The organism is Pseudomonas sp. G3-19 (genome assembly GCF_054855875.1).
Genome location: NZ_JBMPIQ010000003.1, coordinates 946,562 through 959,819 on the forward strand (window position 1 = coordinate 946,562; position 13,258 = coordinate 959,819).

Here is a 13,258-nt window from a genome sequence, read left to right on the forward strand (position 1 = left end):
GCATGGATAAAGTCATGGTAATCACCGGTGGCGGGCGCGGAATTGGCGCCGCTACGGCGTTGTTGGCTGCCGGGCAGGGCTATCGGATCTGCATCAACTATCAGTCGGATGAACAGGCCGCGCAAAGCGTGCTGGAGCAAGTGCGGGCGCTGGGGGCGCAAGCCATTGCGGTACGCGCCGATGTCAGCATCGAAGACGAAGTGATCGCGCTGTTTCAGCGGGTCGACACCGAATTGGGGCGGGTCACCGCGCTGGTGAACAACGCCGGCACCGTCGGGCACAAGTCGCGGGTCGATGAAATGTCCGAATTCCGCATTCTTAAAATCATGAAAACCAACGTCCTGGCGCCGATCCTCTGCGCCAAGCACGCGATCCTGCGCATGTCGCCCAAACACGGCGGGCAGGGCGGCAGCATCGTCAACGTCTCCTCGGTCGCCGCGCGCCTGGGTTCGCCCAACGAGTACGTCGACTACGCCGCGTCCAAAGGCGCACTTGACACCTTCACCATCGGTCTGTCCAAGGAAGTGGCGGGTGAGGGGATTCGGGTCAACGCGGTGCGTCCGGGCTATATCTATACCGATTTCCATGCACTGAGCGGCGATCCTGATCGGGTCAGCAAGCTTGAGTCGGCGATTCCGATGGCCCGGGGCGGGCGCCCGGATGAAGTGGCGGAGGCGATTGTCTGGTTGTTGTCGGACAAGGCTTCTTATGCGACCGGGACGTTTGTTGATTTGGGTGGCGGGCGCTGATCGTTGGGATTTGTGTTGCCTGATCTGGACTCTTCGCGAGCAAGCCCGCTCCCACAGTAGACCGCGTTTCTCCAGATGGAATGCGGTCTACTGTGGGAGCGGGCTTGCTCGCGAAGGCGTCATAAGCCCCAACATCTGTCTGTCAGAACGACCGCACAATCCGCCCCAACGTCTCCATCGCCTTCTCCGAATCCTCGGTCCACGGGCTGCCGTAATTCAGGCGAATGCAGTTCCTGAACCGCTGAGTCGGCGAGAAGATCGGCCCCGGCGCGATGCTGATGCCCTGCGCCAATGCCATCTGAAACAACTTCAACGAATCCATCTGCGGTGGCAGTTCCAGCCAAAGGAAGTAGCCGCCCGCCGGCTGGCTGACGCGGGTCTGCGCCGGGAAATAGCGGGCAATCGCTGCGAGCATCGCGCTTTGCTGTTCTTCCAGGGCGTAGCGCAGTTTGCGCAAGTGGCGGTCGTAGCCGCCGTGTTGCAGGTAGTCGGCGATGGCCGCTTGCGCCGGCATCGAGGCACAGAGCGAGGTCATCAGTTTCAGCCGTTCGATTTTCTGTGCGTAACGCCCGGCGGCGACCCAGCCGATGCGGTAGCCGGGGGCCAGGCTCTTGGCGAACGAACCGCAGTGCATCACCAGCCCTTCGGTGTCGAAGGCCTTGGCCGGTTTCGGTGCCTGCTGACCGTAATAGAGTTCGGCGTAGACGTCGTCCTCGATCAGCGGCACCTGATGCCGGCGCAGCAGTTCCACCAGTTCCTGTTTCTTCGCCTCGGGCATGGTCGCGCCCATCGGGTTCTGGAAACTGGTCATGCACCAGCAGGCCTTGATCGGATGGCGCTCCAGGGTCTGGGCGAGCACGCCGAGGTCGATACCGTCGCGCGGGTGCACGGGGATTTCCACGGCTTTGAGTTTCAAGCGCTCCAGCACTTGCAGGCTGGCGTAGAACGCCGGGGCTTCGATGGCCACCAGATCGCCCGGCTCGGTCACCGCTTGCAGGCACAGATTCAGCGCTTCGAGGGCGCCGTTGGTGATCAGCAGTTCTTCCATCGGCAGCATCAAGCCGCCAACCATGTAGCGCAGGGCGATCTGCCGACGCAGTTGCGGGTTGCCCGGCGACATGTCGGTGACCACCATGCGCGGGTCCATCTCCCGCGCCGCACTGGCCAGCGAACGTGACAGCCGTTGCAATGGGAACAGGGTCGGGCTGGGGAACGCCGAGCCGAAGGGCACGGTGCTCGGATCCTTGATCGATTCCAGCACCGAGAACACCAGTTCGCTGACGTCGACTTCGGTGGAGTCGTTGACGTGGCTGCTGATCACCGGCTCCGAGAACGGACTCGGTGCGTGGGTGTTGACGAAGTAACCGGAGCGCGGCCGCGCGCGGATCAGACCGCGACGTTCCAGCAGGTAATAGGCCTGGAACACCGTGGACGGGCTGACCCCGTAAGTCTGGCTGGCGTAGCGCACCGACGGCACCCGTTGCCCGGGGCCGAGCACGCCGGAGCGGATCAGTTCAGCGATGTCGTCGGCGAATTTTTCGTAGCGTTTCATCGGGGGCCTTGGTGCTGGTTGGGTGTGTAGGGTGTCAGGGAAAGCCCCTCACCCTAGCCCTCTCCCGGAGGGAGAGGGGACTGATCGGGTTGTATGTTCGAGTTACGCCGACTTGAAAGCCCGGAGTCGAACTCGGGTTTGAAAGCCACTGAGATCTGCTCCCTTTCCCCCTCGCCCCCTGGGGGGAGAGGCTGGGGTGAGGGGGAGGATTCTAACGGCTCAGCGATTCATCGGCGCCACAAACCTGCTTTTCGCCACGCTATAAATCTCGGGCTCGTCGCTGTCGGCGATCTTGAAGCTCAAGGTCTGCGAGCTGCTGGCCGGGCGCTCCGTGGTCATTGCCACCGACACCGGCACATCGACGATCTCACCCGGCGCCAGGCTCAGCTCGGTCTTGCCCTGCAACTGGAAGCCGTCGCCATCCACCAGGCTCAGGTTGTAGTCCTGACGCTGCTGGGTCTTGTTGATGACCTTGAGGGTGTAGATGTTTTCGATCTGGCCCTGACCGTTTTCGCGGAACAGCCCACGGTCCTTGGTCACGTCCAGCGAGACCATCGGCCGTTCGACCAAGGCTAGCGCCAGAGCGCCGATCATCACCAGCAGCACCGCGACGTAGCCGATCAGCCGTGGCCGCAGCAAGTGGGTCTTGCCGCCCTGCAATTCGCGCTCGGAACTGTAGCGGATCAAACCGCGCGGGTAGTTCATCTTGTCCATGATCGAATCACAGGCGTCGATGCATGCCGCGCAGCCGATGCATTCCATCTGCAAGCCATCGCGGATGTCGATGCCGGTCGGGCAGACCTGCACGCACAACTGGCAGTCGATGCAGTCGCCGAGGCCGGCCTCGGCGGGCTTCACATCGCGTTTGCGCGGGCCACGGTTTTCGCCACGGGCGACGTCGTAGGAAATAGCCAGGGTGTCCTTGTCGAACATCACGCTCTGGAACCGCGCATACGGGCACATGTGCATGCACACCGCTTCGCGCAGCCAACCGGCGTTGATGTAAGTGGCGGCGGTGAAGAACAACACCCAGAACAGACTGACCCCGCCGATCTGCAGGGTGAACAGCTCTTCGGCCAGCGGCCGGATCGGCGTGAAGTAGCCGACGAAAGTCAGCCCGGTCATCACGCTGATCGCCAGCCACAGGGTGTGCTTGGCCGCGCGCCGCGCCAGTTTGTTCAGGCCCCAGGGCGCCGCTTGCAGTTTGATCCGCTGGTTGCGTTCGCCTTCGGTGACTTTTTCGCACCACATGAAGATCCACGTCCACGAACTCTGCGGGCAGGTGTAACCGCACCAGACCCGGCCGGCGAACACGGTGATGGCGAACAGACCGAACGCAGCAATGATCAGCAGCGCCGAGAGCAGGATGAAATCCTGTGGCCAGAAGGTCGCGCCGAAGATATGGAATTTGCTTTCGGCCAAGTCCCACAGCACGGCCTGACGACCGCCCCAGTTCAGCCACACGGTGCCGAAGAACAGCAGAAACAGAAAGCCCGCGCCGCTGATGCGCAAGGTACGGAACAGGCCGGTGAAACTGCGGGTGTGGATGTGATTGTCGGTGGAGCCGGCCTTCGCCTTCATCGGGCGACCAGGCACATTTTTTATGGTGGGGCTTGCTTCTACGGTTCGGACGGGGATTTGTTCGCTCATGGTCATTCGCTCATCAGCCTCCATCAGGCGGACGAACTATGAGCGCCGATCTGTTTGCATAACAGACTCAGCTATTTGAATAAAAAGCGTATCAGATGGCGTTTGGTACACATCCTGCGACAACTTGAAGCAGCCCGCAGGCGCAGGCGCAAACGCCTATCGCAGGCGTCTGCGCCGGATGTTGATCCGGGTCAGTCAAATCACCGAATCACTCTCATCGGCCTTCAGGTGCTTGCGACCGTCTTTCGCGCCGGCGACGGTCAGTGCATCGGCTTCTGCTTCGGTGATGTAAACGCGCCGGCCTTCAATCTCTACGAACGACATGGCTTTTTCGCTATCGGTTTTGACTTCCAGCGTGTCGCAGATACGAATTTCCTCGCCATTTTCGACGGTGAAAAAACACACTTTGGATTCGGGATTGGATTCATCGATTCGAACGGGCATGAGGCTGTCCTTTTTTCATGAGTACCTGAGAGGTTAGGGCGCGTGCTTTGCCGATCGTTCTGCGCAACTGATTAATGGTCGCTGCTGTCCATCCACTAACGACCAATAAGAAAGGAGGGAGCGATGAACGCCTGGTGGCATGAAGTGTGGGTGACGCTGCAAGCGGAGTTCGCCGATGTCGGCGATGCCTCGCAACTGACGCGCATCACCGTGCGCCTGTTGATGGCGGCGGTGCTGGGCGGAATTCTCGGTTTCGAACGCGAGCACAAGGGTAAGGCCGCCGGGGTGCGCACGCACATGTTGGTGGCGTTGGGGGCGGCGCTGTTTGTGCTGGTGCCGCAGACCTCAGGGGCCGAATCCGATGCGATGAGCCGGGTGTTGCAGGGAGTGATCGCCGGGATCGGCTTTCTCGGTGCCGGTACGATTTTGAAGAATCAGGAAGGTGACGAAGGGCATGTGAAAGGACTGACCACGGCAGCCGGGTTGTGGATGACGGCGGCGATCGGCGTGGCGGCCGGGTTGGGCAGGGAAGCGACGGCGCTGCTCAGCACTTTGCTGGCGCTGGGAATTTTCAGCGTGATGCCACGGGTGGTCAGGATGTTTGAGAAGGATGGGGAGAAAAACCAGCACCTGTAACCGATCGTTCCCATGATGGTGGGAACGATCGGCTGGGTGCTTAAACGATCACGGGGGGCATCGTCGTCGGCGGTTCTTCCTTTGGCGGTGGCGTGGTGCCTGGGGGTTCCTGCTCGGGAATCGGCTGTGGCTCGGTCTCGGGCAGGGCTGGGTTGTCGATGTTCGGATCAGGCGTTTCGGCCGGGATCGGGATGTTCATCTGTAGACCTCCGTGTGGCACATGGCGTGAGAAGTGCTTAAGTGGATTGACCACCGTGTGATGAATTCGATCCGCTTTTCTGTCCAGACAAATCCCTGTGAACTTTTCCCCGCGCCGGTCGCTCGGAACCTAAGTGAGTTCAAGTCGGGGCCGGTGCCTCATTGTGAACACTGTTCCGGCACAAGAGCGTCCTTGGGGCGTTAAGGAGAGATGCTCGATGTCTGCTGAAAAACCTTCAGAGCAGAGCTACAACCCGCACATGCCGCTGTCGCAGGCGTTGCTGCTGCCGCGCATCGTGATCGAAAACACCATGCCGACCCTCGATGGCGGGCAGTTTGCTGTGAAGTCGATTGTCGAGCGTGACGTGATCGTCACCAGCAAGGTCTTCGCCGACGGCCATGACAAGCTGGCCGTGCGCATCCGCTGGCGTGCCGAGGGCGAAGAGTCCTGGCACAGCGAGGTGATGAGCGAGCTGGGCAATAACAGTTGGCAGGGGCAGTTTCGTCCGGACCGCCAGGGTCGCTATCTGTACTGCATCGAAGCGTGGATCGACCATTTCGCCAGTTTCCAGTACGAACTGGAGAAGAAGCACAACGCCGCCGTCCCGGTGTCGCTCGAACTGCAGGAAGGCCGCAGCATGGTGCTGCAGGCCGCCGAGCGCAGCGACGGTCAGCTCAGCGAACAGCTCGCCGCCTTGCATCATGAATTGTCCGGCCTGCTCGAAACCGAGCAGGTGGCGCTGTTTCTGCACTCGCGCAGTGCGCAATTGATGGCGCAGGCCGATCACCGCGCTTATCTGAGCCTGAGCGCCGAATTCCCGGTGGATGTCGAACGGGAACTGGCCGAGTTCGCCAGTTGGTACGAGCTGTTTCCGCGCTCGATCACCGACGATCCCAAGCGTCACGGTACATTCAACGATGTGCACTCGCGCCTGCCGATGATTCAGGACATGGGTTTTGACGTGCTGTACTTCACGCCGATCCACCCGATCGGCCGCGCCCACCGCAAGGGCCGCAACAATTCCCTGACCGCAGGTCCCGATGATCCGGGCAGTCCGTACGCGATTGGCAGCGAGGAGGGTGGCCATGAGGCGATTCACTCGCAGCTCGGTACTCGCGAAGACTTCCGCCGGCTGGTGGCCGCTGCCGCTGAGCATGGCCTGGAAATCGCCCTCGATTTCGCCATCCAGTGTTCGCAGGATCACCCGTGGCTCAAGCAGCATCCAGGCTGGTTCAACTGGCGCCCGGACGGCACGATCAAATACGCGGAAAACCCGCCGAAGAAGTACCAGGACATCGTCAACGTCGACTTCTATGCGCCGGATGCCATCCCCAGCCTGTGGGTCGAGCTGCGCGATATCGTCGTCGGCTGGGTCAACGAAGGTGTGAAGATCTTTCGCGTCGACAATCCGCACACCAAGCCGCTGCCGTTCTGGCAATGGCTGATTGCCGATGTGCGGGCACTGCACCCGGAAGTGATCTTCCTCGCCGAGGCGTTCACCACACCGGCGATGATGGCGCGCCTGGGCAAGGTCGGTTACAGCCAGAGCTACACCTATTTCACCTGGCGCAACACCAAGTCCGAGCTGGCGGCCTACTTCACCGAACTCAACGAGTCGCCGTGGCGCGAATGCTACCGGCCGAACTTTTTCGTCAATACGCCGGACATCAACCCGGCGTTCCTGCATGAATCAGGGCGGCCGGGGTTTCTGATCCGCGCGGCGCTGGCGACGATGGGCTCGGGCCTGTGGGGCATGTATTCCGGTTATGAGTTGTGCGAAGCGGCGCCGGTGCCGGGCAAGGAGGAATACCTCGATTCGGAGAAGTACGAGATCCGCGTCCGCGACTTCAATGCGCCGGGCAACATCATTGCCGAAATCGCCCAGCTCAATCGCATCCGCCGGCAGAACCCGGCGCTGCACACGCACCTGGGGTTGAAAATCTACAACGCGTGGAACGACAACATTCTGTACTTCGGCAAGCGCAGCTTTGACGGCAGCAATTTCATTCTGGTGGCGGTGAGCCTCGATCCGCACAACGTGCAGGAAGCCAATTTTGAACTGCCGCTGTGGGAGATGGGTCTGCCCGACGACGCGACCACCCACGGTGAGGACTTGATGAACGGGCATCGCTGGGACTGGCATGGCAAGTATCAGTTCATGCGCATTGACCCGGCGTACCAGCCGTTCGGGATCTGGCGGATTACTGCCGCGTAAGACCTTGCTCAAAAACTTGTGGTGAGGGGATTTATCCCCGACTGGCTGCGCAGCAGCCACAAAGAACAACCGGGTAAAACTGAATAAAAGCAGGGCCGCTTCGCAGCCCGTCGGGGATGAATCCCCTCACCACAGAGCCCCTCGTCACAGGGCATCCGTGTGGTCTGACAGAATTGAACAGGAGTTTCACATGGCGAAGAAACCCAAGGCAGCCACCTTTATCAAAGACCCGCTCTGGTACAAGGATGCGGTGATCTATCAAGTTCACGTCAAATCGTTTTTCGACTCCAACAACGACGGGATCGGCGACTTTCCCGGCCTGATCGCCAAACTCGATTACATCGCCGAACTTGGCGTCAACACCATCTGGCTGCTGCCGTTCTACCCGTCGCCACGTCGCGATGACGGCTATGACATCGCCGAATACCGCGGCGTACACAGCGACTACGGGACCATGGCCGACGCCAAGCGCTTTATCGCCGAGGCGCACAAGCGGGGTTTGCGGGTGATCACCGAGTTGGTCATCAACCACACCTCGGATCAGCACCCGTGGTTCCAGCGGGCGCGCAAGGCCAAGCCCGGTTCGGCGGCGCGGGACTTCTATGTGTGGTCGGATGACGATCAGAAGTACGACGGCACGCGGATCATCTTTCTCGACACCGAAAAGTCCAACTGGACCTGGGACCCGGTCGCCGGTCAGTACTTCTGGCACCGCTTCTATTCGCACCAGCCCGACCTCAATTTCGACAATCCGCAAGTGATGAAAGCCGTGCTGTCGGTGATGCGTTACTGGCTGGACATGGGCATCGACGGCCTGCGCCTTGACGCGATTCCGTACCTGATCGAGCGCGACGGCACCAACAACGAAAACCTGCCCGAGACCCACGATGTCCTCAAGCAGATCCGTGCCGAAATCGATGCCAATTACCCGGACCGCATGCTGCTGGCCGAGGCCAACCAATGGCCGGAAGACACCCAGCTGTACTTCGGCGACACCGATGCCGAGGGCGTCAACGGTGACGAATGCCACATGGCCTTTCACTTCCCGCTGATGCCGCGCATGTACATGGCGCTGGCCCAGGAAGATCGCTTCCCGATCACCGACATTCTGCGGCAAACCCCGGAAATTCCTGCCAACTGCCAGTGGGCAATCTTCCTGCGCAACCACGATGAGCTGACGCTGGAGATGGTCACCGACAAGGAGCGCGACTACCTGTGGAATTACTACGCCGCTGACCGCCGCGCGCGGATCAACCTTGGCATTCGTCGGCGTCTGGCGCCGTTGATGGAGCGTGATCGTCGCCGCGTCGAGTTGCTCAACAGCCTGCTGCTGTCGATGCCCGGCACGCCGACGCTGTATTACGGCGATGAAATCGGCATGGGCGACAACATCTACCTCGGCGACCGCGACGGCGTGCGCACGCCGATGCAATGGTCTATTGACCGCAACGGCGGCTTCTCCCGCGCCGATCCGGCCAGTCTGGTGCTGCCGCCGATCATGGACCCGCAATACGGTTATCTGTCGGTCAACGTCGAAACCCAGGCCGGCGATCCGCATTCGCTGCTGAACTGGACGCGGCGCATGCTCGCTGTGCGCAAGCAGTCCAAGGCGTTCGGTCGCGGCACGCTGAAGATGCTCTCGCCGAGCAACCGGCGGATTCTGGCCTACACCCGGGAATTCACCGACGCCGACGGCAAGCACGAAATAATTCTTTGCGTGGCCAACGTCTCGCGCAGCGCGCAAGCGGCGGAACTCGATCTGTCGGCGTACGTCGGCATGGTTCCGGTGGAGATGCTCGGCGGTAACGCGTTCCCGCCAATCGGCCAGTTGAATTTCCTCCTGACCCTGGCCCCGTACGGTTTCTATTGGTTCGCCCTGGCTGCAGAAAACCAGATGCCGAGCTGGCACGTGGAACCGGCGCAGAGCCTGCCGGACTTCACCACCCTGGTGCTGAAAAAACGCATGGAAGAGCTGCTCGAGGCGCCGACGCGTACCACCCTGGAGCAGAGCATCCTGCCGAGCTGGCTGCAGAACCGCCGCTGGTTCGCCGGCAAGGACGCGGCCATCGAGCAGGTCAATCTGGCCTACGGCGTGCGCTTCGGCGACGCGCAGCATCCGGTGCTGCTCAGCGAGATCGAAGTCACCAGCGCCGGGCAGACCAGCCGCTATCAACTGCCGTTCGGCTTCATCGCTGAAGATCAGGTCGGGCCGGCATTGCCGCAGCAACTGGCGTTGTCCCGGGTTCGTCGCGGGCGTCAGGTCGGTCTGATCACTGATGCGTTCAGCCTCGAAACGTTTGTGCACGCAGTGCTGCAAGGCATGCAGAGCAACACCGTGCTCAACTCCGAACAGGGCGAGATTCGTTTTGCGCCGACCGCGCAACTGGAAAAACTCGGCCTCGGTGCCGAATCCGAGGTGCGTTATCTGTCGGCCGAGCAATCGAACAGTTCGGTGGTGATCGGCAACAGTCTGGTGCTGAAGCTGATCCGCAAGGTCGCTTCGGGTGTACACCCGGAACTGGAAATGAGCGCGTACCTGACCGAGGCCGGTTTCGCCAACATCTCGCCGCTGCTCGGCTCGGTGATCCGCCGCGATGGCGCTGGCGAAGACAACCTGCTGATGATCGCCCAAGGCTATCTGAGCAATCAGGGCGATGCCTGGGAATGGACGCAGAACAACCTCGAACGGGCGTTGCGTGATGAGCTGGCGGACGCGATGTCCGAGCAGGAACAGCATTACAACGCCCTCGGCGAACTGAAGGACTTTGCCGGCATGCTCGGCCAGCGTCTGGGCGAAATGCACCAGGTGCTGGCGGCGCCGAGCGACAATCCCGACTTCGTCCCGCAAACCACCAGCGCCAAGGAGGCGCAAGCCACTGGCAAGGACGTCGCGGCGCAGGTAGAGCATGCGTTGAAGCTGCTCAAGCAACATCAGAGTCATCTGAGCGCGGCGGATCAGAAAATGGTCGCGCGGCTGCTCGACAACAAAAGAGTCATCCTCGGCCATGTGCAGGAACTCGCGCAGAAAGCTGTGGGCGGCTTGCGTATCCGCGTGCATGGCGACCTGCACCTGGGTCAGGTGCTGGTGATCAAGGGCGATGCCTATCTGATCGATTTCGAGGGTGAACCGGCGCGGCCGCTGCACGAACGGCGCGGCAAACACAGTCCGTACAAGGACGTCAGCGGCGTGCTGCGCTCCTTCGATTACGCGGCGGCGATGACCATCAACGTGCACAACGTCGATCACAGTCCAGAGTCGGAAGCGGCCCGGCATCGGGTTGCCGAGCGCTACCTGCGTGAGGCGCGCGAGGCATTTGTTCAGGCATATCGCCAAGCGGCAGCTAGTCTTGATCATGCTTGGCAGGATCCTGCGGGTGCCGACGCTGCGCTTGCGCTGTTCGGCCTGGAGAAGGCGGCCTATGAAGTGGCCTATGAAGCCGAAAATCGCCCCATGTGGCTGCCCGTGCCGTTGCACGGTTTGTATGGGTTATTGACGGGGCTTAAACCCTTTTCCGATCTTGGTGGAGAGTAGTCATGAGTTTCTCGAACAAGGAACAGGGTCACGCTAAAGAAGCGTTATTGCCGGCGGCGCGGGACATCGACGCCCTGGTGCGCGCGGAACACCACGACCCGTTTTCCATTCTCGGCCCGCACGGTGATGGTGCCGGCGGGCAATTTATCCGTGCTTATCTGCCGGGTGCGTTGAAAGTCGAAGTGCTGGACAAGGACAGCGGTGAAGAGCGCGGCGAACTGCAAGCCACCGAAACACCGGGGCTGTTTGTCGGTCACTTCGATCAGGCGCGACCCTATCTGCTGCGCACGCGCTGGGCCGGGGGCGAGCAGGTGGCGGAAGATCCCTACAGCTTTGGCCAATTGCTCGGCGAAATGGATTTGTATCTGTTCGCCGAAGGCAATCACCGCGACCTCAGCAGTTGCCTCGGCGCGCAACTGACCACGGTCGATGGCGTCGACGGTGTGCGTTTTGCCGTGTGGGCGCCGAATGCCCGGCGCGTGTCGGTGGTCGGTGATTTCAACGTGTGGGACGGTCGCCGGCATCCGATGCGCCTGCGCCATCCATCCGGGGTCTGGGAATTATTCATTCCGCGCCTGCAAGCGGGAGAGTTGTACAAATACGAGATCCTTGGCACCCACGGCATCCTGCCGCTGAAGGCTGACCCGATGGCGCTGGCCACCAGTCTGCCGCCGGACACCGCGTCGAAAGTCGCCGCACCGCTGCAGATCAACTGGCAGGATCAGGACTGGATGAACGGCCGTCGCGAACGGCAGAAGCATTCAGCGCCGCTGTCGATCTACGAATTGCATGCCGGCTCGTGGCAGTGCGAACTGGACGATCTGGGCGAAGTCGCCCGCCAGTACACCTGGCCGGAACTGGCCGAACGGCTGATCCCTTACGTCAAGGAACTGGGTTTCACCCACATCGAACTGATGCCGATCATGGAGCACCCGTTTGGTGGTTCGTGGGGTTATCAGTTGCTCTCGCAATTCGCCCCGAGCGCCCGATACGGCACGCCGGAGCAGTTCGGTGAGTTCGTCGATGCCTGCCACCGTGCCGACATCGGCGTGATCCTTGACTGGGTGCCAGCGCATTTCCCCACTGATACTCACGGTCTGGCGCAGTTCGATGGCACGGCGTTGTACGAATACGGCAACCCGCTGGAAGGCTTTCATCAGGACTGGGACACGCTGATTTACAACCTTGGGCGCACTGAAGTTCACGGCTACATGCTGGCGTCGGCGTTGCACTGGTTGAAGCATTTCCACATCGATGGCCTGCGCGTCGATGCGGTGGCCTCGATGCTGTATCGCGACTATTCGCGCAAGGCCGGCGAATGGGTGCCGAACCGTCACGGCGGGCGCGAGAATCTGGAGGCAATCGATTTCCTCCGCCACTTGAATGACGTGGTCGAGCTGGAGGCCCCGGGGGCGCTGGTGATCGCCGAGGAGTCCACCGCATGGCCGGGCGTCAGTCAGAGCACCCAGCAGGGCGGTCTTGGTTTCGCCTACAAATGGAACATGGGCTGGATGCACGACTCGCTGCACTACATCCAGCAGGATCCGGTGTATCGCGCGCACCATCACAATGAATTGAGTTTCGGCCTGGTTTACGCCTGGTCCGAGCGCTTCATCCTGCCGATCTCCCACGACGAAGTGGTGCACGGCAAGCACTCGCTGATCGACAAGATGCCCGGTGACCGCTGGCAGAAATTCGCCAACCTGCGCGCCTATCTGAGTTTCATGTGGACCCATCCGGGCAAGAAGCTGTTGTTCATGGGTTGCGAATTCGGCCAGTGGCGCGAGTGGAATCACGATCAGCAACTGGACTGGTACCTGCTGCAATACTCGGAACACAAAGGCGTGCAGAAACTGGTCGGCGACCTCAACCGCTTGTACCGCGAGGAACCGGCGCTGCACGATCAGGATGATGCGCCGCAGGGTTTCCAGTGGTTGATTGGCGATGACGCGATCAACAGCGTGTACGCGTGGCTGCGCTGGAGCAAGGACGGCAAACCGGTGCTGGTGGTGGCCAACTTTACTCCGGTGCCGCGTCAGTCGTACCGGGTCGGCGTGCCGTTTGCCGGGCGCTGGGCGGAGTTGCTCAACAGTGATGCCGACACTTACGCCGGTTCGAATTATGGCAATGGCGGCGGGGCGTTTACCGAAGAGGTGCCGAGCCATGGCCAGTCGCTGTCGCTGGAGCTGAATCTGCCGCCGCTGGCGGTGTTGATTCTCAAGCCGGAGGGTTGATCCGCGACCGCGTCGCTGCCATCGCGAGCAGGCTCACTCCTACATTT

Annotated in this window: 9 protein-coding genes; 5 read left to right on the forward strand and 4 right to left on the reverse strand. The window is 61.3% G+C overall.

Going from position 1 to position 13,258, the window contains the following annotated elements; genetic code table 11:
- The first annotated feature begins 2 nt into the window (after window positions 1-2).
- The gene (locus ACOYXI_RS04410; protein ID WP_007968514.1) at window positions 3-749 is read left to right on the forward strand and encodes an SDR family oxidoreductase; all 747 of its coding nucleotides are present in this window, start codon (window positions 3-5) and stop codon (window positions 747-749) included.
- A 142-nt stretch (window positions 750-891) separates the two neighbouring features.
- Here ACOYXI_RS04410 and mapR read toward each other — a convergent pair whose 3' ends face one another.
- The 3 genes from mapR to ACOYXI_RS04425 form a co-directional block, all read right to left on the reverse strand.
- Window positions 892-2,301, reverse strand: a complete 1,410-nt coding sequence (mapR, locus tag ACOYXI_RS04415; protein WP_008087199.1) for a GntR family transcriptional regulator MpaR — start codon at window positions 2,299-2,301, stop codon at window positions 892-894.
- A gap of 219 nt (window positions 2,302-2,520) precedes the next feature.
- Entirely contained in the window at window positions 2,521-3,951 is a 1,431-nt protein-coding gene (ccoG, locus tag ACOYXI_RS04420) for a cytochrome c oxidase accessory protein CcoG (RefSeq protein ID WP_097090108.1), read from the reverse strand.
- Between the two features lie 195 nt (window positions 3,952-4,146).
- On the reverse strand, window positions 4,147-4,395 hold the full coding sequence (locus ACOYXI_RS04425) for a DUF3203 family protein (RefSeq protein ID WP_134786282.1): 249 nt from the start codon (window positions 4,393-4,395) through the stop codon (window positions 4,147-4,149).
- Between the two features lie 123 nt (window positions 4,396-4,518).
- Between ACOYXI_RS04425 and ACOYXI_RS04430 the strand changes: the two genes are divergently transcribed.
- On the forward strand, window positions 4,519-5,031 hold the full coding sequence (locus tag ACOYXI_RS04430; protein ID WP_027613723.1) for an MgtC/SapB family protein: 513 nt from the start codon (window positions 4,519-4,521) through the stop codon (window positions 5,029-5,031).
- A gap of 40 nt (window positions 5,032-5,071) precedes the next feature.
- Here ACOYXI_RS04430 and ACOYXI_RS04435 read toward each other — a convergent pair whose 3' ends face one another.
- A complete protein-coding gene (locus ACOYXI_RS04435) occupies window positions 5,072-5,230 on the reverse strand; it encodes a hypothetical protein (protein WP_461674407.1) in 159 nt (52 codons plus the stop codon).
- Window positions 5,231-5,447: 217 nt separating this feature from the next.
- On the opposite strand from ACOYXI_RS04435, the gene ACOYXI_RS04440 reads away from it, so the two are divergent.
- The 3 genes from ACOYXI_RS04440 (at window position 5,448) to glgB (ending at window position 13,211) form a co-directional block, all read left to right on the forward strand.
- Window positions 5,448-7,445, forward strand: a complete 1,998-nt coding sequence (locus ACOYXI_RS04440; RefSeq protein WP_461674408.1) for an alpha-1,4-glucan--maltose-1-phosphate maltosyltransferase — start codon at window positions 5,448-5,450, stop codon at window positions 7,443-7,445.
- Between the two features lie 190 nt (window positions 7,446-7,635).
- Entirely contained in the window at window positions 7,636-10,977 is a 3,342-nt protein-coding gene (gene treS / locus ACOYXI_RS04445; RefSeq protein ID WP_461674409.1) for a maltose alpha-D-glucosyltransferase, read from the forward strand.
- 2 nt (window positions 10,978-10,979) lie between these two features.
- Window positions 10,980-13,211 (forward strand): 1,4-alpha-glucan branching protein GlgB, encoded by a 2,232-nt coding sequence (glgB, locus tag ACOYXI_RS04450; protein WP_461674410.1) that lies wholly within the window; start codon window positions 10,980-10,982, stop codon window positions 13,209-13,211.
- Window positions 13,212-13,258 lie beyond the last annotated feature (47 nt).

What these genes read in the sequence shown, in the direction of transcription:
- ACOYXI_RS04410 (WP_007968514.1), top strand. Translation starts at nt 3, where the DNA reads ATGGATAAAGTCATGGTAATCACCGGTGGCGGGCGCGGAATTGGCGCC.
- mapR (WP_008087199.1), bottom strand. Translation starts at nt 2,301, where the DNA reads ATGAAACGCTACGAAAAATTCGCCGACGACATCGCTGAACTGATCCGC.
- ccoG (WP_097090108.1), bottom strand. Translation starts at nt 3,951, where the DNA reads ATGAGCGAACAAATCCCCGTCCGAACCGTAGAAGCAAGCCCCACCATA.
- ACOYXI_RS04425 (WP_134786282.1), bottom strand. Translation starts at nt 4,395, where the DNA reads ATGCCCGTTCGAATCGATGAATCCAATCCCGAATCCAAAGTGTGTTTT.
- ACOYXI_RS04430 (WP_027613723.1), top strand. Translation starts at nt 4,519, where the DNA reads ATGAACGCCTGGTGGCATGAAGTGTGGGTGACGCTGCAAGCGGAGTTC.
- ACOYXI_RS04435 (WP_461674407.1), bottom strand. Translation starts at nt 5,230, where the DNA reads ATGAACATCCCGATCCCGGCCGAAACGCCTGATCCGAACATCGACAAC.
- ACOYXI_RS04440 (WP_461674408.1), top strand. Translation starts at nt 5,448, where the DNA reads ATGTCTGCTGAAAAACCTTCAGAGCAGAGCTACAACCCGCACATGCCG.
- treS (WP_461674409.1), top strand. Translation starts at nt 7,636, where the DNA reads ATGGCGAAGAAACCCAAGGCAGCCACCTTTATCAAAGACCCGCTCTGG.
- glgB (WP_461674410.1), top strand. Translation starts at nt 10,980, where the DNA reads ATGAGTTTCTCGAACAAGGAACAGGGTCACGCTAAAGAAGCGTTATTG.